Genomic DNA, 19,772 nt, shown 5'->3' with positions numbered 1-19,772 from the left:
TGTGTATAAGAGACAGCGGTTCCACCGGACGCCCGCCGCTTATCCTCGGGACAGCATGCACACGCGAATGAGCCGCTGGTGGGACGGGATCTCCCTCCGCACGAAGATCACCGGGATCACGGTGCTGCTCGTCGCGCTCGGGCTCCTCGTCGCCGGACTCGGCACCATGACGGTGCTGTCGACGTACCTGATGTCGCAGCTCGACAACAACGTCAAGCAGACGACGGAGCAGCTCGAGGGCCAGAACATCAGCGACGGCGAGCAGTACTGCAAGCTGTCCGTCGTCCTGTCGCAGAGCGCCTACGTCGCGGCTTACGACTCCCGCGGCGACCAGATCTGCCAGACGAAGGCGTCGAGCCGGCCGGACATCCGCTCGCTCGACTTCTCGGCAGCCGCGCAGAGCTCGCAGCGCTTCTCGCTGTACGACAGCCAGCACAACCACGAGTGGCGTGCGCAGATCATCCCGGCGTCGCTGCAGAACCAGTCGAGCGGCACCTCGGAGACCGGCTACGTGCTCGTCGCGGTGTCGAGCGCGGACACCGACCAGACCATCGCCCGCTTCACGGTCATCTTCCTGGGCTTCGGCATCTCGGTGATCCTGCTCGGCGCGATGCTCACCCGGCTCCTCGTCACGGCCACCTTCGACCCGCTCCGCGACGTCGAGGACACCGCCGCCCGCTTCGCCGCCGGCGACTTCAACCAGCGTCTCGAGGCGGACACCCCGAACACCGAGGTCGGCCGCCTCAACCGCTCGCTCAACGCGATGCTCGAGCGGATCGACTCGGCGTTCGAGGACCGCGAGCGCACGATCGACCAGATGCGCCGCTTCGTCGGTGACGCCTCGCACGAGCTCCGGACGCCGCTCGTGTCCCTGCGCGGGTACGCCGAGCTGTACCGGATGGGTGCCCTCCGCAAGGAGGAGGACGTGGCGCAGGCCATGGAGCGCATCGAGAAGGAAGCGCAGCGGATGGGCCTGCTCGTGCAGGACCTGCTGCAGCTCGCGCGCATCGACGAGTCGAAGCCGCTGGAGCTCGGACCGGTCGACCTCGTCGCGATCGCCCGCGACTCCGCCCTCGACACGATGGCGTCGAACCCGGACCGCGAGATCCAGGTGCTCGTCGAGGACTCCGTCACCGGGGTGAGCGTCGCGCAGCCCGTGCGACCGACCCTGGCGAAGGGCGACACCGGCGAGGTGCCCGGTTCACCCCCGTCGGCGAACACCACCGGGCCGATCGCGTTCTCGCGGCAGACCATCGCGCGGCTGCGTGCCCGTCGGACGCGGGCGATGGGCGTCGAGGGCGGCGTGCCCACCGACGAGACCACCCCGCTGCCGACGATCGTGCTGCCGGCCCGCCCGCCGATCGTGCTGGCGGAGGAGAACAAGATCCGCCAGGTCGTCACGAACCTGATGGGCAACGCGATGCGCTTCACCGAGCACGACGACCCGATCGAGATCGGCATCGGCGTGGACGACGAGCGCGGGATGGCCCACATCGACGTGATCGACCACGGCGAGGGCATCCCGCCGCAGCTCCGCGACAAGATCTTTCAGCGCTTCTGGCGTGCGGACACCTCGCGGGCCCGGGACACCGGCGGTTCGGGGCTCGGCCTGGCGATCGTCTCCGGCATCGTGCAGGCGCACCACGGGTCGGTCGAGGTCTTCGACACCGAGGGCGGCGGCGCCACCTTCCGCGTCTGGCTCCCCCTGCTCCCCCGCGACTACACCCCGACGCCCGCCGCCTGACACCACCGCCGGCGCGGCCCGCGCGCCTCGCCCCGCCGAGCCCGCCCCGCCGAGCGTGCCACATGTGGGCCTCTCGTCGCCGTCGCCCGACCGGAATCGCTCAGCCGGCGGATCGCGTGCGGCGTGTCCTGCCCGCTCGATCGGCGAAGGCACGGCGGAGCCGCTCGAACAGCACCGCCGGACGTGCGACGTCGACCGCGGTCGCGTGGATGACGAGCCACCCGTTGACGGTGAAGCCGTTGCTGCGACGCTGGTCTCGGCGCCAGGTGTCCTGATCGCGGTGGTGGTCGCCGTCGTACTCCAGCGCGATGCGGTACTCGGGCCACGCCATGTCGACGCGGCCGAGGAACGTTCCGGCGGCGTCGAGGACGTCGACGTTCAGCTCCGGCTCCGGGAAGCCGGCATCGACCACCCCGAGCCGGAGCCGCGTCTCCATCGCCGACTCCGCACCGACGCGGATGCGCTCGAGCGCTGCGCGCGCGGTCCGGACGCCGCGGGCCCCGGGCACGATCGACGCGGCGAGGTCGTCGGGCGTGGCCAGGGCATGATCGCGACGCACCATGTGGTCGCCGAGCACGACGAGATCCGCGGCGGAGAGGAGGTCAGCGCACTCGAACCAGCTCTGCGCCGGGCTACTGGCCCGGCCCAGCGGGGTGTCGCGCACGTCCGACGTCGGCAGCCGATGGCCGACCACCCCACGGCGGCGCATGGCGACCGTGCCGTCGGACGAGACGTGGACGACGTCGTCGATGCCGGCGCCGCGAGGGAGCGGCGCGCCCCAGATGCCCGCCGCGGTGGTGTGGCTGAAGCGCTGGCCGTCGCGTAGCACGACCGACAACGCTTCGACCTGCCCGACCTCGGCTCCCGCGGGAGCGCGGACGCCGTGGACCGGGACGACGAGGTCGGTGCGCCGCAACCGCTCCTTGCCGATGCCCGCTCGGAGCGCGTCCGCGACGGTGAACACGGTCTGGCCGAACGGGACCGGGAGCGAGCGGGGCTTCGACATGCCGACGATCATGGGCCGTGCACTGACACAACCAGCCCCGCGGAGCCGTGACTGTGGAGAACGACGGAGGACGGGCCTCCTGTGCGAAGCCATGCGCCCGCCGCGAGCGGGCAAGACATGCCGCGTGCAGAACGCGGACTGGGCAGAACCGGTCGACCCGCGACGTCCACCGCGACAGAAGTGGCCCGCTCGGCGGCACCCCCCCCGCACGCGGAAGGGCCCCGCACGCGCAGCGTGCGGAGCCCTTCCGTCAGGACTCTTTAGAAGTCCATGCCACCCGTGGGGTCACCGGCCGGCATGGCCGGGGCCTTCTCGGGCTTGTCGGCGACGACGGCCTCGGTCGTGAGGAACAGACCGGCGATCGATGCAGCGTTCTGCAGCGCCGAGCGCGTGACCTTGGCCGGGTCGATGATGCCCGCGGCGACGAGGTCGACGTACTCACCGGTCGCGGCGTTGAGGCCGTGACCCGACTCGAGCTCGCGGACCTTGGCGGCGACGACGCCCGGCTCGAGACCGGCGTTCAGCGCGATCTGCTTGAGCGGTGCGTCGATCGCGACGCGGACGATGTTCGCACCGGTCGCCTCGTCACCCTCGAGGGAGAGCGAGTCGAGCGCGACGGACGCCTGGATGAGGGCGACGCCACCACCGGCGACGATGCCCTCTTCGACAGCGGCCTTCGCGTTGCGGACGGCGTCCTCGATGCGGTGCTTGCGCTCCTTGAGCTCGACCTCGGTCGCGGCACCCGCCTTGATGACGGCGACGCCACCGGCGAGCTTCGCGAGACGCTCCTGGAGCTTCTCGCGGTCGTAGTCGGAGTCGGTCGCCTCGATCTCGCCGCGGATCTGCTTGACGCGGCCGGCGATCTGGTCCTCGTCGCCAGCACCCTCGACGATGGTCGTCTCGTCCTTGGTGATGATGACCTTGCGGGCCTTGCCGAGCAGGTCGAGGGTCGCGTTCTCGAGCTTGAGGCCGACCTCTTCCGAGATGACCTGGCCGCCGGTGAGGATCGCGATGTCCTGCAGCATGGCCTTGCGACGGTCGCCGAAGCCCGGGGCCTTGACGGCGACGGACTTGAAGATGCCGCGGATCTTGTTCACGACGAGGGTCGCGAGGGCTTCGCCGTCGACGTCCTCGGCGATGATGAGGAGCTGCTTGCCCGCCTGGATCACCTTGTCGACGACCGGGAGCAGGTCCTTGATGTTGGAGATCTTCGAGTTGACGATGAGGATGTACGGGTCCTCGAAGACGGCCTCCTGGCGCTCCGGGTCCGTGACGAAGTACTGCGACAGGTAGCCCTTGTCGAAGCGCATGCCCTCGGTCAGCTCGAGCTCGGTGCCGAAGGTGTTCGACTCCTCGACGGTGACGACGCCTTCCTTGCCGACCTTGTCGATCGCCTCGGCGATGAGCTCGCCGATGGTGGAGTCAGCGGCCGAGATCGACGCGGTCGCGGCGATCTGGTCCTTGGTCTCGATGTCCTTCGCGTTGGCGAGGAGCTGGTCGGAGACGGCGGCGACGGCCTTCTCGATGCCGCGCTTGAGCGACACGGGGTCGGCACCGGCGGCGACGTTGCGGAGGCCCTCGCGGACGAGCGCCTGGGCGAGGACGGTCGCGGTCGTCGTGCCGTCACCGGCGACGTCGTCGGTCTTCTTCGCGACCTCCTTGACGAGCTCCGCACCGATCTTCTCGTACGGGTCGTCGAGCTCGATCTCCTTGGCGATGGAGACACCGTCGTTCGTGATCGTGGGGGCGCCCCACTTCTTCTCGAGGACGACGTTGCGGCCGCGCGGGCCGAGCGTCACCTTCACGGCGTCGGCCAGGGTGTTCAGGCCGCGCTCGAGGCCGCGACGGGCCTCCTCGTCGAAAGCAATGATCTTAGCCATGTGAGTTTCTCGTCCCTCCCGGACGTCGTCATGGGGGTCGTGCTGGCACTCAGCGTGAGCGAGTGCCAACGCCGATTCTGGCACTCGACGAGGTCGAGTGCAACACAGCCGGGAGGCACGGGTCGTCTTCCCAGGACACGCACCGACACGACGCGGTCGCGCCCGGCACCGCACGGCCGCGCCCGGCACGACGGACACCCGGGACGACGAACGCGCCGCCCCCGAGGGGACGGCGCGTTCCGGGTGTCGCGGTTCAGGCGGGGCGGACCGACTCGGCCTGCGGCCCCTTCGCGCCGGTGCCGACGTCGAACGTCACCGCCTGGCCCTCCTCGAGGACCTTGTAGCCCGACATGTCGATCGCCGAGTAGTGCACGAACACGTCCTGGCCCCCTCCATCGACGGTGATGAAGCCGAAGCCCTTCTCGGCGTTGAACCACTTCACGGTTCCGTTGGCCATGATCTCTTGCTCCCTGGTGGTGCTGGTGCAGACGACGGGTCGTCGTTGGTGCGGACGACAGGCCGTCGTCTGGCGATGACTCTGACCGAACAAGCGCGGCGTGGCAAGGGTTGTGACGCCCTTTCACGCCGATTCCGTCAGAATTCAACGTCCCGGAAACACCGCTGTAACGAACCCGGCGCGGGGAGCGTGTCAGCCGGCGTAGTCCGCGCCGAGCACCACGGTCACGTCGGCGTTCGGGAACGCCGCCGACTGCTGCACCGCGGAGACCCCGAGCGCCTGCGCGACGCCCTGCGCCACGGCTGCCTGCGACTCCTGCTGGTAGTACACGATCGTCGCGGTGGTGCCGGTCGTCCCGGCGTCCCCGGTCGAGCGGACCTGCCAGCCGGCGTTCCGCAGCGCGGTCGAGCCCTTCGCCGCGAGCCCGGTGGTCGAGGTGCCGTTCAGGACGACGACGCTCGTGGCACCCTGCTCGGCGGGGGTCGCGGCCGTCGGCGCCTGGGTCTCGGACGGCGACGGGGTCGCTTCGCCCGAGGGCTCACCGGTCGCCGGCGCCGAGGCGGACGCGGACGACGACGGAGCCGGCGAGGACGTCGACCCCGGGAACGAGTAGCTGCCGTTGAGGAGCGCGAGCACGAGCACCCCGATGAGCACGAGCACCCCGGTGGCGAGCGCCGCCCAGGCGAACGCGATCCAGCCGCGGCCACGACGCCGGGCACCGCGGTGCGCCCCGACCCGGGGGCCGTCGGTGACGTCGTCGAACCGGTCTCGCGGGAATCTCTGGGTCATCGTTCCTCTTCACGGGGATCGGTCGTCGTGCCGGGGGCGACGAAGGAGCGCGTCGCGCGGGCACGGGTGCGGGCGTGCCGGAGCCGCTGCAGTCGCGTCACGAGCTGCGGGTCGTACGCGAGCGCCGCCGGCAGGTCGATCACGCGGTTCAGCACCTGGTAGTAGCGCGCCGGCGACATGTCGAACTCGACCCGGATCTCCGCTTCCTTCGTGCGGTCGTGCCGCGCCCGCTCGTGCTCGAAGGCGAGCACGTGCTTGTCGAGCTCGCTGAGCTCGTCGGCGGGGATGGTGGTCACGGCACTTCCGGTCACGGTCGGGTAACGGGTCTCGCACATCGTAGGGGTGGCGGGCACGCCGACCCTGGTACGCGCCTGGACTGTCGCGAAGCCCGCGTTCAGGCTCCGGGCGCGCGGAACCAGCGCATGCGGACGCCGAACGGGTCGGACACCGCGAGCGCGACGCCGTCGAGCGACAGGGTCGCGAACGCGTCCGGGTCGTGGGGGTCGACGTCGTCGGGCAGGGTGGCGGCCACGCCGCGCAGGATCCCGGTCCGTTCGAGTGCGACCCAGCGCACGCCGCGCTCGCGGAGCCGGTCGACCACCCGCTGCCGGTCCGCGCCGGGCACGTAGACGAGCGTCCCGGTCGTCAGGACCACCGGTTCGCAGTCGTCCGGCAGGGCGTCGAGTGCGCGGTCCAGGTCACCGGGCAGCGTGCCCCGGATCCGGACGGGAGGCACGGCGAGCGTCGCGCGCGCCGCCGCACCCATCAGGGCGGTGCGGTCCGTCGCCTCGGGCGGGACGGCCTCGACCAGGCGGTCGAACGCGCCGGGCTCGGCCAGGTCGATCGGGTTCGGGTCGAGGGCCACGCGTGCACCGATCCGGATCGGCGTGGCACGCGGCGCGGGCACGGCACCGGAGACGGCGACCGTCAGGAGGATCGACGGCTCCGCGACCGCGGTGTGCACCCGCACCCGCTCGTCGCGCACCCCGTCACCGGGCACGTGGTCGAGCGTCACGCGGTCCGGGATCGAGCAGAGCCCGGCAGCGGCGCCCGCGTCGACGAGCCCCAGCGGCCGCTCGGTCGCCGCGGCGAGCGCCTGCAGGACCGGGACGACCGGACCGAGGCGACGCGGGTCGTTGGCCTGCACCGTGGCGGCGGCGAGGGCCGCGACCAGGGTGGGGCGTGCCTCCCGGCCGAGCGCGCGCAGCGCACCGGGGTCCGCCGGGTCCGCGCCGAGCCGCCGGGCGACCGCGAAGACCAGCTCGGGCTGCCGCTGCTGCTCCGGCACCGCCTCCAGGAGCGCGACCAGGTCGTCGTCCACCGAGCGTGCCCAGGCCGCGTACGACGGTGAGACCGGGGCGATGCGCTCCGCGTAGGCGGCGTACCGCTCCCGTGTCCCGGTCACGGTCGGTACATGCCGACGTGGCGGATGCCGGCCTCGTCGTACGGGGTGCCGAAGCGGGCGAACCCGTGCCGCTCGTACAGCCCGGCCACGTACTCCTGCGCGTGCAGCACGAACGGCTCGTCGCCGTGGGCGGCGAGCACCGCGCCGACCAGCCGGTCGGCGATCCCCTGCCCGCGGTGGTCCGGGTGCGTCGCGACCCGACCGACGACCCACGCCGGTGCTGGGGTGCCGTCGGGGTGCGGCTCCCCCGCGGCCGGGCGGACGAGCCGGAGGTACCCGACCGGATCGTCGTCCGCTCCGAACCACCAGTGCTCGGTGTCCGGGTGACGGTCGCGGCCGTCGAAGTCCTCTGCCGTGACCCGCTGTTCGAGCGCGAACACGCGGTTCCGGAGGACGACGATGCCGTACAGTTCGTCCGTCGTCAGACGGTCCCAGCGGGCGTGGCGCACGGAATGCTCGGACATCGTGGCGAGTTTACTGAGGTGGCCGGGCAGCCCGTCGACCCGGCCGGAAGCAGGAGGAACACATGACGTACAACGTCGACAAGTCCGACGCCCAGTGGCGCGAGGAGCTCTCCCCGGACCAGTACGCCGTCCTCCGGCAGGCCGGGACCGAGCGCCCGTGGACCGGTGAGCTGCTCGACGAGGAGCGCGCCGGCGTCTACACGTGTGCGGCCTGCGGAGCGGAGCTGTTCAAGAGCGGCACGAAGTTCGACTCCGGCTGCGGCTGGCCGTCGTTCTACGAGTCGGTGCGCCCCGAGGCCGTCCAGCTCATCGAGGACAAGTCCCTCGGCATGGTCCGCACCGAGGTCCGCTGCGCGAACTGCGGGGGCCACCTGGGGCACGTCTTCCCGGACGGCTTCGGCACCCCGACCGGCGACCGCTACTGCATGAACTCGATCTCGCTGAACTTCGAGGCCGCGGAGTGACCCCCGACGCGCCCCGGTAGAGTGGGCGCGTCAGCCGGCATGGCGCAATTGGTAGCGCACCGTACTTGTAATACGGGGGTTGCGGGTTCGAGTCCCGCTGCCGGCCCTCTCCACCACCTGCGGTTCGGTCGTCCGTGCCTCAGTACAGTTGTGGGGTGAACCGGCCCCGTCTGCTGCTCGTCGCCCTGGTCGCCTGGGTCGGTGTCTTCCTCCTCACCGCTGCGTGGGTGCTCGCGACACCGATCGGCAACGGCCCGGACGAGTCGAACCACTTCGCGAAGGCTGCGGCGACGGTCCGCGGACAGTGGACCGGTGTGCCCACCGGCGCGCAGGGGATCACCACCGTGCGCGTGCCGCAGGCCGTGACGGACCCGCAGGGTGCGGTGCCGTGCGCCGCGCGGGACGCCGCGAAGCCGGCCACGTGCATGCCCGCGTTCTCGACCGCGTCCGGGGACGTCGAGGTCTCGACGGGCGTCGGCGACTACTTCCCCGGCTACTACCTGCTCGTCGGCTGGCCCACACTCCTGGTCGAGGGGGCGCACGGGTACCTGGCGGTGCGGCTCGTGTCCGCGCTGGTCGTCTCCGCGCTCGCCGCGGTGGTGGTCCTGGTCGGGGCGGCGCTCCGGCACCGCCACGCCCTGCCCGCGTGGGCGGCCGTCGCCGTCACCCCGATGACCGTGTACGTCGGGGCGCTCGTCAACCCGAGCTCGGTCGAGATCGCCGGGTGCGCCGCCCTCGCCGCGGTGACCTGGCTCGTGCTCCACGACGGTGCGGGACGGCGGCTGCACTGGTGGCTCGCCCTGCTGGTGGTCTGCGGGGTCGTCGCGGGGTCGATGCGCACGTCGTCGCCCCTCATGGTCGTCGTCGTGGTGGTCGGGGTCCTGCTGACCGACGTCCCCGCCGCGCTCCGGCTCCTGCGCCGTCGCTCCGTGCTCACCGCCCTGGGCGCCGCGGTCGTCCTGCTCGTGCCGGCCGTGCTCTGGTCGGCCTTCGTCGCCGGCCCCGCTGGCTACATCCCGTCGTCGCCGGAGCGCTACGGCTTCGTCGAGGGCACGCTGAAGACACTCGCCCTCACGCCGAAGTGGGGCGAGCAGATGGTCGGCGTGTTCGGCTGGTTCGACACCACCCTGCCCGCGTGGATCGTCACGGCGTGGGCGATGGGGATCGGCCTCGTCGTGTTCGCCGGGCTCGCGGTCCGCCGTCGCGCGCTGCCCGGCACCGTGTTCCTCGTCGCCGCGACGGTGCTCGTGCCCGCCGTGCTGCAGGGCATCGGCGCCGCGGACTACGGGATCATCTGGCAGGGGCGGTACGGGCTGCCGCTGTTCGTCGCGACGCTGATCGTGGTCGGGCTCGCCGCCGACCGGGACGTGCTGCGGACCCGTGCCCTGCGACCGCTCGTCGTCGTGGTGCCGGTCCTCGCCGCGGTGGGGCAGGTCGTCGCGTTCGCGGTGGTGCTCCGGCGTTACGCCGTCGGGGTCTCCGCGCCGTGGAGCGAGGTCCTCGGTGCCCAGGCCTGGCACCCGCCTGGCGGCACGGTGCTGGCGTTCGTCCTGCTGCTCGTCGGCCTCGCGATGGTCGGCGCCGCGCTCGCGGTGACGACGCCGGCGTCCATGGGATCGGTGCTCGCCGGGCGCCGTGCAGGCGGGCAGCCGGCCGTACCGGCGCACCACGTCGCAGCCGACTGAGGCCGCGGTCACGGCGAAGGGCCCGGATGATCGCTCATCCGGGCCCTTCGGCGCGTGGAACGCGGATCAGGGGGCGTTCCGGGCGCTCGACGCGGTAACCAGCCGGCCGTGTGACGAGGATGACACCACAACGGGGGACGTGTCCACAGATCGGTGACTCTTCGCGGCTTCCCGCACGGATGTGCAGGATCCGGCCGCCGCGACTGCGTTCCCGCAGGCAGCCGCCCGGGGTCAGCGGCCGCCGGTGATGCGACGCTCGCGCTGCGCCACGCCCGCCGTGCCGTACGGGTAGTCGTCGATCCGCGGGGCGCTCGCGTCGGTGAGCGTCCGGAGCTCGTCGTCCGTCAGCACGAGGTCGGCGGCACCGAGGTTGTCCTCGAGCTGCGAGACCGTCCGGGCGCCGAGGATGACGCTCGTCACCGCCGGACGGGCGAGCAGCCAGGCCAGGGCGACCTGCGACCTCGAGGCCCCGTGCGCGTCGGCCACGGCGGACACCGCGTCGAGGACCTGCCACGTGCGCTCGTCGCCGTTCCGCGCCTCCCACGCCTCCATGCCGCGCTGCGGGTTCTCGCCGAGCCGGGTCGCGCCGGTGGGGGCCTCGTCGCGCTGGTACTTGCCGGAGAGCCAGCCGCCGGCCAGGGGCGACCACGGCAGCAGGCCGATGCCGGCGTCCAGGCATGCGGGGACGACCTCGTGCTCGATGTCGCGGACGAGCAGGTTGTACTGCGGCTGCAGGGTGACCGGCGGAGCCCACCCGTGCGCCTTCGCCTCGTACACGGCCTTCGTCACCTGGTAGCCGAGGTAGTTCGAGAAGCCGTAGGTGCCGATCTTGCCCGCGGAGACGGCGTCGTCGAGGAAGCGCAAGGTCTCCTCGATCGGGGTGAGGGCGTCCCACGCGTGCATCTGGTACAGGTCGATGTGCTCGACACCGAGCCGCTCGAGCGAGGCGTCGAGCGCGACACGGAGGTGCCGACGGGACAGGCCGAGGTCGTTCGGGCCGTCGCCCTGCGGGAAGCGCCCCTTGGTGGCGAGGACGACCTGCTGCGCCTCGGTCGGGTGCGCGGCGAGCCAGCGGCCGATGATTCGCTCCGACTCGTTGCCGGAGTACACGTCCGCGGTGTCGACGAGCGTGCCGCCCGCGGCGACGAACGTGTCGAGGATCTGGTGCGAGGTGGGTTCGTCGGCTTCGCTGCCGAACGTCATGGTGCCGAGGGTCAGCGTCGACACCGATGTCCCGCTGTTGCCGAGGAGTCTGTAGTCCATGGCGGGGACGCTACGCGCGGGCGTCTGCGTCAGCGAGGACCCACGAGTACCTGTCAGCGCCCGTCGGACACTGCGGCGTCCACGGAAGCGCCGAGGAACGCGATCGCCCGCTCACGGAACACCCGCGACGTCGGGGCGTTGAAGTGGTTCCGTCCCGGGATCTCGAAGAAGTCCGCGTCCGGCGCCGCCGCCGCGAGCCGCACCGCGCTGTCCTTGATCCCGTCCTCGCTGCCCGCGGCCATCAGGATCGGCTGCGCGGGTGCGTTCTCGGGCGTCGGCTCGATGCTGTCCCGCATCCCCTCCACCATCGCGACGAGGGCCCGCAGGTCGTTCCCCTCCACCCCGGAGGCCATCTGCAGGTACCCGTTCGTCACGCGGTCCTCGATGGGGGTCCCGTCGGCGATGTACGCCTTCGCCTGGTCGACGGCCACCCGGCGCATCGGGTCGGCGTCCGGGATGCCGCCGAAGACGGCGCGGGTCACGCGGTCCGGGATCCGCTCGGCGGTGTGCCAGCCGACGCGGGCGCCGAGCGAGTACCCGAGGTACGCGACGTCGGACAGCAGGTAGGTGTCGATGACCGCGGTGACGTCCGCCACGAGCAGGTCCATCGAGTACGCGGACGGGTCGTGCGGCTTCGACGATGCTCCGTGGCCACGCTGGTCGAGCGCGACGACCCGGTAGCCGGCGCGGACGAGGTCGCGGGTCCAGCCGGAGGCGTGCCAGTTGAGCACCGCGCTCGACGCGAAGCCGTGCACCGCGACGACGACGGGGGCGTCCGGGTCACCGAAGTCGTAGGTGGCGAGCTTCAGCCCGTCCGTGGACATCACGGCACGGGGTCGGGGCGCTTCGGGGACGAGTGACATGGCGCGACCAGGCTACCGGGGCATGGTGGTCGACATGGACGGCTACGGCGGTGATCAGGTCCGGGCGGCGGAGCGGCCGCACCTCGAGGCGGGCGAGCCCCTCATGCAGCGGGCGGCCGACGGCCTGGCCCGGATCGTGGGCGACCTGCTCGACGACCCCGCGATCCGTCCGCAGGACGGGCCCGGTTCGGTGCTGGTCCTCGCCGGCAGCGGCGACAACGGCGGTGACGCCCTGTTCGCGGCGGCGCGGCTGGCGACGGCCGGGAGGCACGTGGCGATCGTGCGCGTCGGCCGACGCGTGCACGAGGCGGGCCTGGCAGCCGCGCTGGGTGCCGGGGCGCGCCTCCTGGCCGGTCCGACCCCGCCCCGTGGCGGGGACGCGGCCGCCGGCGCTGCCGACGTGCTGCGGGCGGCGGTCGTGCCGGACGGCGAGCGACTCGCGGCGGTGACCACGGAGGCCGCGGAGCGGACCGACCTGCTGCTCGACGGCGTCCTCGGCATCGGGGTGCAGGGCGCCACCGCGCTGCGCTCCCCCGCCCGCGAGGTCGTCGACGCGGTCCGGGAGCTCGCCCGCGACCAGCGCGCGCCGTACGTCGTCGCCGTGGACGTGCCGAGCGGCATCGACGTCGACACGGGCGGCGTGGCCGACGACAACGTGCTGCACGCCGACGTGACGGTGACCTTCGGTGCGGTGAAGGCGGGGCTCCTGCGGGGTCCCGGTGCCACCCTCGCCGGGCGCATCGAACTGGTCGACGTCCGGATCGGCGACGAGCTCGCGGCCGTGGAGCCCCTCGTCCGGACCTGACCGGCCCGGGACCGGGACGGTGTCGCCGGATCAGTGCCCGCCGGCGTCCACCCCGTCGACCACGTCGGACCGCGCCTCGAGCCAGGTGTCGACGAAGTGCCGGTAGTTCGCCGCGATCAGCCGCTCGGCGCCCTCGTGGTCGAGGCCCTGGTGCACGACGTCGTCGAGCGCGTCCTCCCAGTTGCTCCGCCCGATCGCGAACCCGACGAACCCGTCCACCGGAGCTGCCGTCCGGAGCCAGTGGTCGAGCTGCTCCTCCGGGGCGTCCCGACCGAGCACGATGCACTGCACGCCGTCCCGGCCACCCGCGCGGACGGCCTCGACGACGCGACGAGCGTCCTCGGTGCGGTCGAGCCCCTCGAGCTTCCACACGTCCGGCTCGACGCCGTGCTCCTGCAGGTACCCGACGACCTCGACGACGAGCCCGGGGCGGACGTCGCGGTCGTAGTCCGTCCCGCCGTCCTGCTGCTGCTCGTCCGTCGCGGGGACGAGGAGCTCGACGAGGAACGGCCGCCCGGCGTCGTGCAGGGTTCGGGACACCCCCGCGAGCCGCTCGGCCTGCGCGGCGCGCTCGTCGGCGTCGAAGCCGGGGTTGTCGCGGACGAGCACCTTCACGAAGTCCGGGTCGAACGCGTCGACGTGCGCGACCCAGTCGTCGCCGTACTCCAGCTCGAACCACTCCCGACCCGACCGCTCGACCGGCATCGCGAGCACCAACCCGGCCTTCTTGACCAGCCGTGCGACGTCGGCGCCGTAGCGCTCGTCGACGAGGACGCCCGTGCGCGCCCGGGACGCGCCGGCGGCCAGCGCCGCGAGCACACCGCGGTAGACGAGCTGCTTGCCGGCGCGGACCCGCTCGGCGTCGGCCTCGTCGGCCGGCTCACCGGAGTCGTCGCCGTAGGTGTGCTCCAGCAGCGAGGACCGCTGGTCCATCGCGAAGAGGAAGAGGGGGTGCTGTTCGTCGAGGTCGGCCATGCCGGCCATGTTGCTCGCCGTCCCTTCGCGCCGACCCGGCGAGCGGGTACGTTCTGGCGCATGACCTTCAACGACGACTCCAAGCTGTCCGGCGGCAAGGTGCAGCGCCGCGGTCGCGGGGCGGCGATCGGCGGCGGCGCGGTGGGCATCGGCGCGATCGTGGTGTTCCTCGTCGCGCAGTTCACGGGCGTCGACCTCACCCCGTTCCTCGGCGGCGACGGGACCACCCAGATCCAGCAGCAGGGCGACACCGTCGACGCGGCGTCCGAGTGCCGGACCGGCCGCGACGCGAACCTCGACGTGGAGTGCCGGATGGAGGGCGCCGCGGAGTCGCTCGACGCGTACTGGAGCCGGGAGTCCCGCGACCTCGGCACGGGCTACACCACCCCGGGCTTCGTGCTGTTCGACGGCTCGACGGGCACCGGCTGCGGGCAGGCGTCCGCCGCGACGGGGCCGTTCTACTGCCCGCCGGACCGCTCGATCTACCTCGACACCGCGTTCTACGACGACCTGCAGTCCCGCTACGGTTCGTCCGGCGGACCGCTCGCGCAGATGTACGTCGTCGCACACGAGTGGGGCCACCACGTGCAGCAGCTGCAGGGCACGTTCGCGGCGATCGACCGGTCCGGCACCGGAGCGTCGTCGGGGAGCGTCCGCGTCGAGCTGCAGGCGGACTGCTACGCGGGCGCCTGGGTGGGCGCGGCCGCGACGACGAAGGACGCCGACGGGCAGACCTTCTTCGAGCCGATCACGAGCGACCAGATCCGGGACGCCCTGTCGGCCGCGAGCGCGGTCGGCGACGACAGCATCCAGGAGCGGGCCACCGGCAGCGTCGACCCGGACTCGTTCACGCACGGGTCGAGCGCGCAGCGCCAGGCGTGGTTCACGCGCGGGTACGAGCAGGGCGCGACCCGGTGCGACACCTTCAGCGTGCCGGGGTCTGCGCTGTAGCAGCGGGCCCCGAGTCCGAGCGGGCGGCTACTCGGCGGACGGCGTGGCCGACGCGCTCGGCGTCGGCGTCGGCGTGCCCTCGGTCGCCCCCGCGGCGGACACCACGAACGTGCGGAAGTCGTCGTTGGTGATCGGGGAGGTGAGCTCGTACTGCTTGCCGTTCACGAGCACGAGCGGCGTCCCGGGGAAGTCCTGCAGGTCCGAACCCGGGACGTCGCCACCCGTCACCGCGGTCGTCCGCTCGTCGACCCACTTCGCGAAGGTCTGGTCGGCGATGCAGTCCCGGATCGCACCGGCGTCCCGGACCCCGTCCACACCGGTCACGATGCGCTGGAGCTGTGCGTCGGTGAGTCCCGCGGTGCCCTGCTCCGGCTGGCGGGCGAAGAGCGCCTGGTTCACGGCGTAGAACTGGTCGGGCGAGCGGTCCGCCACGCACGCGGCGGCGTTCGCGGCCCGGAGCGAGTACTTCGTGCCCTGCGACCGGTTCGACAGGGTCGCGATCGGGTGGATGTCGACCGTGGCGGCACCGGACTCGGCGAGGCTCGCGATGTAGTCGCCGTTCGCCTTCTCGAACTGGCCGCAGGTCGGGCAGAGGTAGTCGACGTACATCGTGATGCGCACGCTCGGCGCCGCGGTCGCGCTCGGGTCGGCCGACGGCGAGGCGTCCGCGGAAGCGGACGAACCCGACCCCACGGCCTTCAGGTCCTGCCCGATGGTGATGCCCCCCTGCGACATGTTCGCGGGTCCGGGGCCGGCGGGCTGCGTCGAGTCGACGAGCACCAGCGTGACGACGGCCGCCGCCGCGACGAGCACGACGCCCAGGCCGATCTGCAGGCCGAGCCGGGTCCCGCGCTGCCGGCGCTTCTGCTGCGTCCGGATCCGCTGGGCGCGCTGCCTGGCGGCCTCTCGTCGTTCGTTGCGCGCGGCGCGTGCGTCACCCTCGGGGCGGTTGGTCATGCGTCGATGGTCCTCACGTCGATCCTGGTGTCCGCACGGCTTCCCCCGCACGCCGGACGGACCCGCCGATCGTAGTGGTCCTTCCTGGGACCAGCCAACCAGGTCGTCCGGGGCACTGGCGCTGCGCGGGGAACTCGTGTTGTATGAGCATCGATGGTCGACGGCGACCATCCGGGGCCCCAACGGGCAACCGCTTCACAACGGATCGTCCGGCACGTACCTGCCGGTGAAGGAAGGATCGAACGCTCATGGCGTCCGTCACCTACGACAAGGCAACCCGTCTCTACCCCGGAGGCAACCGCCCCGCGGTCGACTCCCTCGACCTGGACATCGCCGACGGCGAGTTCCTCGTCCTCGTCGGCCCCTCCGGCTGCGGCAAGTCGACCTCGCTGCGCATGCTCGCCGGCCTCGAAGAGGTCAACTCCGGTGCGATCCGCATCGGCGAGCGCGACGTCACCGACGTCCCGCCGAAGGACCGCGACATCGCGATGGTCTTCCAGAACTACGCGCTGTACCCGCACATGACCGTCGCCGAGAACATGGGCTTCGCGCTCAAGATCGCCGGCGTCGGCAAGGAAGAGCGCGCCACCCGCGTGCAGGAGGCCGCCAAGCTCCTCGACCTCGAGCAGTACCTCGGCCGCAAGCCGAAGGCGCTCTCCGGTGGTCAGCGTCAGCGCGTCGCGATGGGCCGCGCCATCGTCCGTCAGCCGCAGGTGTTCCTCATGGACGAGCCGCTGTCGAACCTCGACGCCAAGCTCCGCGTCCAGACCCGCACGCAGATCGCCTCGCTGCAGCGTCGCCTCGGCGTCACCACGGTCTACGTCACGCACGACCAGACCGAGGCGCTGACCATGGGCGACCGCATCGCGGTGCTCAAGGACGGCATCCTGCAGCAGGTCGGCACCCCGCGCGACCTGTACGAGAAGCCGAACAACGTGTTCGTCGCCGGCTTCATCGGTTCGCCCGCCATGAACCTGCTCCCGGCCGACGTCGTCGAGGGCGGGATCAAGTTCGGCACGCTGAACCACGCGATCGACCGCGACACGCTGTCGAACGCGCGCGCCGGGCAGATCACCGTCGGCATCCGTCCCGAGGACGTCATCGTCTCCACCTCGGGCGAGGGCCTGCCGGTCACGGTCGACGTCGTCGAGGAGCTCGGCGCCGACGGCTACCTGTACGGTCACGCCGACGTGAACGGCCAGCGCGCCGACATCGTCGCCCGTGTCGACGGTCGCTCGCACCCCTCGATCGGTGACACGATCGTGATCGCGCCGAAGCAGGGCCACGTCCACGCCTTCGACACCGAGTCGGGCGAGCGTCTCGACGACAAGGCCGTCGTCAGCGCCTGACGCTGGAACAGCCGGACAGGAGGCGCGGTGCCAGCTGGCACCGCGCCTCCCGTCTGCCAGCCGCCAGTACCAGCAGGAGCCACCCGTACCAACAGGAGCCAACCGTGCCCGACTCCATGTCCATCACCGCAGCCACCGTCGACCCCGGTCTCCTCGACCTGCCGTGGGACCTGCCGCTCGAGGACTGGCCGGACGACGTCATCGTCGCGCTCCCGAAGGGCATCTCGCGGCACCTCGTCCGCTTCGTGCACCTGAGCGGGTACGTGGCCGCCGTGAAGGAGACCGGCGAAGAGGTCGCCCGCGCGGAGTACGAGATGCTCAAGACGCTGCAGCGCATGGACGTGCCGTGCGTGGACCCGGTCGCCGTCATCACGAACCGCGTGGACGAGCACGGCGAGCCGCTGCACCCGGTGCTCGTCACCCGGCACCTGCGCTTCTCGCTGCCGTACCGGGCGCTGTACTCGCAGACCCTCCGCCCGGAGACGGCGACGCGACTCGTCGACGCCCTCGCCCTGCTGCTCGTCAGGCTGCACGTGATCGGCTTCTACTGGGGCGACGTCTCGCTCTCGAACACGCTGTTCCGCCGTGACGCCGGCGCGTTCGCGGCCTACCTGGTCGACGCCGAGACCGGCAAGCTCTACCCCGGCGGACTGTCGAACGGGCAGCGCGAGAACGACCTCGAGGTCGCGCGCGTCAACATCGCGGGCGAGCTGCTCGACCTCGAGGCCGGCGGGCGCCTCGACGAGAACGCCGACGCCGTGGACGTGTCGAACCGCATCGTGGCGCAGTACCGGACGCTCTGGAAGGAGCTCACCGGCACCGAGCAGTTCGACATCAAGGAGCGCTGGCGCATCAACGACCGGGTCGAGCGGCTCAACGCGCTCGGCTTCGACATCGAGGAGCTGTCGATCCACACGACCGAGGGCGGCTCGCAGGTGCGGATCCAGCCCAAGGTCGTGGACGCCGGGCACCACCAGCGCCGGTTGCTCCGCCTGACCGGGCTGGACGCGGGCGAGAACCAGGCACGGCGGCTGCTCAACGACCTCGATGCGTACCGGGCGCGCAACGGCCGGGACCGGCTCGACGAGGAGATGGTGGCGCACGAGTGGGTCTCGCGCGTGTTCGAACCCGTCGTGCGCTCGATCCCCCGGGACCTGCGCGGACGGCTCGAGCCCGCCGAGGTCTTCCACGAGCTGCTCGAGCACCGCTGGTACATGTCCCAGGAGGAGGAGCGTTCGGTCTCCCTCCCCGAGGCCACGACCGCGTACATCAACGACGTGCTCCGGCACCGCCGCGACGAGCGCCTGCTGATCAACCCGCCGACCTCGTCCATGACGCTGCCGATCCCGGTCCTCGACGACGCAGACGCAGCGTCCGACGAGGAGGACGTCGAGGACTGGCGCGCGAGCGTCTGACCCTGCACCGTCCCGCGCCTTCCGGGGCGCGCCTGGCCCGCTCGCGTTCCGCGAGCGGGCCAGATCTGTCACGTTCGCGGCCCGCAGCCGACACTTCGTGCACGCTCGGCGGACCGCACACGGCACGTCGTGAACGCTCGCGGCGCGAGACGGGCGGGCGGACGGACAGGAGGCCCGGTGCCGGTCACGTGGACCGGCACCGGGCGTCCTGTGGTCGCGCTGGTGCGCACAGCGCTCGCGCACTGCGGTGGTGCGCGCAGCGCTCGTTCGTCACTGGGCGCGTCGGCGCCGGGCGACCTCCCACAGCGTGACGCTCGCGGCGATGCCGGCGTTGAGCGACTCCGTGGCGCTCGAGATCGGGATCGAGACGATCGCGTCGCAGGTCTCGGTGACCAGGCGCGACAGGCCCTTGCCCTCGGACCCGACGACGATCACGATCGGCCGGTCGGCGAGCTCGAGGGCGTCGAGCTCCACGTCACCGTCACCGTCGAGGCCGAGCACGAAGAGGCCCATCGACTTGAGCGACTTCAGGGTCTGCGTCAGGTTCGGTGCCATCGCGACCGGGGTGCGTGCGGCGGCACCGGCGGAGGTCTTCCACGCCGACGCGGTCACCCCGACCGAGCGACGCTGCGGCACGATGACGCCGTGCCCGCCGAACGCCGCGGTCGAGCGGATGATCGCGCCGAGGTTCCGTGGGTCGGTGATGCCGTCGAGCGCCACCATGAGCGGCACCTGGTCGCGGGAGAACGCACGCTCGGCCAGGTCCTCGGCGACCGCGTACTCGTACGCCGGCACCTTGAGCGCGACGCCCTGGTGCACGCTGTCGTGCCCGGTGATGCGGTCGAGCTCCGGCCGCATGATCTCCATGATCGGGACACCGCGGTGGTTCGCCAGCGCCAGGATCTCCTTGACGCGGTCGTCGACCTCGATGCGGGCGGCGACGTAGAGCGTCGTCGAGGGCGTCTTCGTGCGCAGGGCCTCGAGCACGGAGTTGCGTCCGGTCACGAGCTCCGAGTCGTCGGTCTTCCGCTGCGGCGGGCGGCCGGTGCGCTGCTGCGGCGAGCTCGAGGCGCCGTGGCGACCCCGAGCGGCCTCGAAGCGCTCCTTGGCGGCCTTGCGCTTGCCGGCGGGGGGGTACGGCCGGTCCTCGGCCTTGGGCGTGGGCTTGCGCCCCTCGAGCGCCTGCGCGCCCTGGCCGCCGGAGCCGACCTGCTTGTTGCCCTTGCGGCCGGAGCGGACGGCGCCGGGCCGGCCCTTCTTGCTCCCCGAGACGTTCTTCATTGCTCTCTCCTGTCCGGCA

19 protein-coding genes and 1 tRNA gene are annotated in these 19,772 nt (G+C 72.1%); 8 read left to right on the top strand and 12 right to left on the bottom strand.

Going from position 1 to position 19,772, the window contains the following annotated elements; genetic code table 11:
* Positions 1 to 55: 55 nt before the first annotated feature.
* Positions 56 to 1,744: a sensor histidine kinase gene (locus tag HUN59_RS03000; RefSeq protein WP_058740469.1), complete on the top strand. Its 1,689-nt coding sequence runs from the start codon at positions 56 to 58 to the stop codon at positions 1,742 to 1,744.
* A 100-nt stretch (positions 1,745 to 1,844) separates the two neighbouring features.
* Here the strand turns inward: HUN59_RS03000 and HUN59_RS02995 are convergent, their stop codons facing one another.
* The 7 genes from HUN59_RS02995 to HUN59_RS02965 all read right to left on the bottom strand — a co-directional run bounded on the left by HUN59_RS02995 (position 1,845) and on the right by HUN59_RS02965 (position 7,745).
* On the bottom strand, positions 1,845 to 2,750 hold the full coding sequence (locus HUN59_RS02995; protein WP_174777448.1) for a hypothetical protein: 906 nt from the start codon (positions 2,748 to 2,750) through the stop codon (positions 1,845 to 1,847).
* Between the two features lie 260 nt (positions 2,751 to 3,010).
* Positions 3,011 to 4,630: a chaperonin GroEL gene (groL, locus tag HUN59_RS02990; protein WP_058740471.1), complete on the bottom strand. Its 1,620-nt coding sequence runs from the start codon at positions 4,628 to 4,630 to the stop codon at positions 3,011 to 3,013.
* Between the two features lie 253 nt (positions 4,631 to 4,883).
* On the bottom strand, positions 4,884 to 5,087 hold the full coding sequence (locus HUN59_RS02985; RefSeq protein ID WP_058740472.1) for a cold-shock protein: 204 nt from the start codon (positions 5,085 to 5,087) through the stop codon (positions 4,884 to 4,886).
* Positions 5,088 to 5,279: 192 nt separating this feature from the next.
* The gene (locus HUN59_RS02980; RefSeq protein ID WP_144804041.1) at positions 5,280 to 5,876 is read right to left on the bottom strand and encodes a LytR C-terminal domain-containing protein; all 597 of its coding nucleotides are present in this window, start codon (positions 5,874 to 5,876) and stop codon (positions 5,280 to 5,282) included.
* Entirely contained in the window at positions 5,873 to 6,172 is a 300-nt protein-coding gene (locus HUN59_RS02975) for a DUF3263 domain-containing protein (protein ID WP_241490058.1), read from the bottom strand. Before HUN59_RS02975 ends, HUN59_RS02980 begins: the two co-directional genes overlap by 4 nt.
* A 98-nt stretch (positions 6,173 to 6,270) precedes the next feature.
* A complete protein-coding gene (locus tag HUN59_RS02970; protein ID WP_174777447.1) occupies positions 6,271 to 7,281 on the bottom strand; it encodes a DUF2332 family protein in 1,011 nt (336 codons plus the stop codon).
* Positions 7,278 to 7,745 carry a GNAT family N-acetyltransferase gene (locus HUN59_RS02965; RefSeq protein ID WP_083519738.1) on the bottom strand — a complete coding sequence of 156 codons (468 nt, stop codon included), beginning with the start codon at positions 7,743 to 7,745 and terminating at the stop codon, positions 7,278 to 7,280. The genes HUN59_RS02970 and HUN59_RS02965 overlap by 4 nt, the downstream gene beginning before the upstream one ends.
* A gap of 62 nt (positions 7,746 to 7,807) precedes the next feature.
* On the opposite strand from HUN59_RS02965, the gene msrB reads away from it, so the two are divergent.
* From msrB to HUN59_RS02950, 3 genes are all read left to right on the top strand, one after another.
* On the top strand, positions 7,808 to 8,209 hold the full coding sequence (msrB, locus tag HUN59_RS02960) for a peptide-methionine (R)-S-oxide reductase MsrB (protein WP_058740477.1): 402 nt from the start codon (positions 7,808 to 7,810) through the stop codon (positions 8,207 to 8,209).
* Between the two features lie 33 nt (positions 8,210 to 8,242).
* Positions 8,243 to 8,315: transfer RNA gene (locus HUN59_RS02955), tRNA-Thr, on the top strand.
* A 49-nt stretch (positions 8,316 to 8,364) separates the two neighbouring features.
* Positions 8,365 to 9,894 (top strand): DUF2142 domain-containing protein, encoded by a 1,530-nt coding sequence (locus tag HUN59_RS02950; protein ID WP_058740478.1) that lies wholly within the window; start codon positions 8,365 to 8,367, stop codon positions 9,892 to 9,894.
* 231 nt (positions 9,895 to 10,125) lie between these two features.
* Here HUN59_RS02950 and HUN59_RS02945 read toward each other — a convergent pair whose 3' ends face one another.
* Together HUN59_RS02945 and HUN59_RS02940 are read right to left on the bottom strand one after the other, a co-directional pair.
* The gene (locus HUN59_RS02945; RefSeq protein ID WP_114849466.1) at positions 10,126 to 11,157 is read right to left on the bottom strand and encodes an aldo/keto reductase; all 1,032 of its coding nucleotides are present in this window, start codon (positions 11,155 to 11,157) and stop codon (positions 10,126 to 10,128) included.
* A gap of 53 nt (positions 11,158 to 11,210) precedes the next feature.
* On the bottom strand, positions 11,211 to 12,020 hold the full coding sequence (locus HUN59_RS02940) for an alpha/beta fold hydrolase (RefSeq protein ID WP_174777446.1): 810 nt from the start codon (positions 12,018 to 12,020) through the stop codon (positions 11,211 to 11,213).
* Here HUN59_RS02940 and HUN59_RS02935 point away from each other — a divergent pair.
* On the top strand, positions 12,019 to 12,825 hold the full coding sequence (locus tag HUN59_RS02935) for an NAD(P)H-hydrate epimerase (RefSeq protein ID WP_254629974.1): 807 nt from the start codon (positions 12,019 to 12,021) through the stop codon (positions 12,823 to 12,825). The two genes, HUN59_RS02940 and HUN59_RS02935, sit on opposite strands and share 2 nt — an antisense overlap.
* Positions 12,826 to 12,855: 30 nt before the next feature.
* Here HUN59_RS02935 and HUN59_RS02930 read toward each other — a convergent pair whose 3' ends face one another.
* Positions 12,856 to 13,800: a 2-deoxy-5-keto-D-gluconate 6-phosphate aldolase domain-containing protein gene (locus HUN59_RS02930; RefSeq protein WP_174777445.1), complete on the bottom strand. Its 945-nt coding sequence runs from the start codon at positions 13,798 to 13,800 to the stop codon at positions 12,856 to 12,858.
* Positions 13,801 to 13,860: 60 nt separating this feature from the next.
* On the opposite strand from HUN59_RS02930, the gene ypfJ reads away from it, so the two are divergent.
* The gene (gene ypfJ, locus HUN59_RS02925; protein WP_174777444.1) at positions 13,861 to 14,751 is read left to right on the top strand and encodes a KPN_02809 family neutral zinc metallopeptidase; all 891 of its coding nucleotides are present in this window, start codon (positions 13,861 to 13,863) and stop codon (positions 14,749 to 14,751) included.
* A gap of 27 nt (positions 14,752 to 14,778) precedes the next feature.
* Here the strand turns inward: ypfJ and HUN59_RS02920 are convergent, their stop codons facing one another.
* Entirely contained in the window at positions 14,779 to 15,708 is a 930-nt protein-coding gene (locus HUN59_RS02920; protein ID WP_174777443.1) for a DsbA family protein, read from the bottom strand.
* A gap of 248 nt (positions 15,709 to 15,956) precedes the next feature.
* Between HUN59_RS02920 and HUN59_RS02915 the strand changes: the two genes are divergently transcribed.
* Both HUN59_RS02915 and HUN59_RS02910 read left to right on the top strand, forming a co-directional pair.
* Positions 15,957 to 17,057 (top strand): ABC transporter ATP-binding protein, encoded by a 1,101-nt coding sequence (locus HUN59_RS02915; RefSeq protein ID WP_058740485.1) that lies wholly within the window; start codon positions 15,957 to 15,959, stop codon positions 17,055 to 17,057.
* A 104-nt stretch (positions 17,058 to 17,161) separates the two neighbouring features.
* The gene (locus HUN59_RS02910) at positions 17,162 to 18,472 is read left to right on the top strand and encodes a DUF4032 domain-containing protein (RefSeq protein WP_152999374.1); all 1,311 of its coding nucleotides are present in this window, start codon (positions 17,162 to 17,164) and stop codon (positions 18,470 to 18,472) included.
* Positions 18,473 to 18,742: 270 nt separating this feature from the next.
* Here the strand turns inward: HUN59_RS02910 and rlmB are convergent, their stop codons facing one another.
* Positions 18,743 to 19,753 (bottom strand): 23S rRNA (guanosine(2251)-2'-O)-methyltransferase RlmB, encoded by a 1,011-nt coding sequence (gene rlmB / locus HUN59_RS02905; RefSeq protein WP_174777442.1) that lies wholly within the window; start codon positions 19,751 to 19,753, stop codon positions 18,743 to 18,745.
* Positions 19,754 to 19,772: the final 19 nt, after the last annotated feature.

This window comes from Curtobacterium sp. Csp2, assembly GCF_013347165.1.
Note: the sequence above shows the minus strand (reverse complement) of the source record. Positions and strands in the feature narration are given on the sequence as shown.